This is a genomic window from Sporosarcina sp. 6E9 (assembly GCF_017921835.1).
Classification (GTDB): Bacteria; Bacillota; Bacilli; order Bacillales_A; family Planococcaceae; genus Sporosarcina.
The window spans coordinates 1-293 of record NZ_JAGEMN010000028.1; the positions used below are offsets into that span (position 1 = coordinate 1).

General features: G+C 39.2%; 1 protein-coding gene. It reads right to left on the reverse strand.

Annotated features, from left to right (window positions below; all coding sequences use genetic code 11):
* Positions 1-92: 92 nt before the first annotated feature.
* A partial coding sequence (locus tag J4G36_RS18305) for a hypothetical protein (RefSeq protein ID WP_210471845.1) occupies positions 93-293 on the reverse strand: 201 nt, incomplete at its 5' end.

The following is a 293-nucleotide window of genomic DNA, read 5'->3' on the forward strand; positions in this document are numbered from 1 at the left end:
AACGTAAAGCATGCTTAGAACTAGCTATGGATTGAGTTTAGATGCTTATACCTCTTGAAGAACACTTGAATTTCTGAATTGGAAAGTCCCCTTTATGCTCTGTTTTCTGCAACACTGTTTGAGCTCCAATTCTCCCAATTGGCTATGCCTCTTGCTTCTGTTCTTGGATGGTTAGCTTCGTATGATCTTCCTCTACAAGTTTGTAGTTGATCTCTTGCTCCAATTCCTCCTTGAACAGCTTCAATTTTTTGATCAAAGTTCACTCTCTCTCTCTTGCCAATTTCGTATGTTCT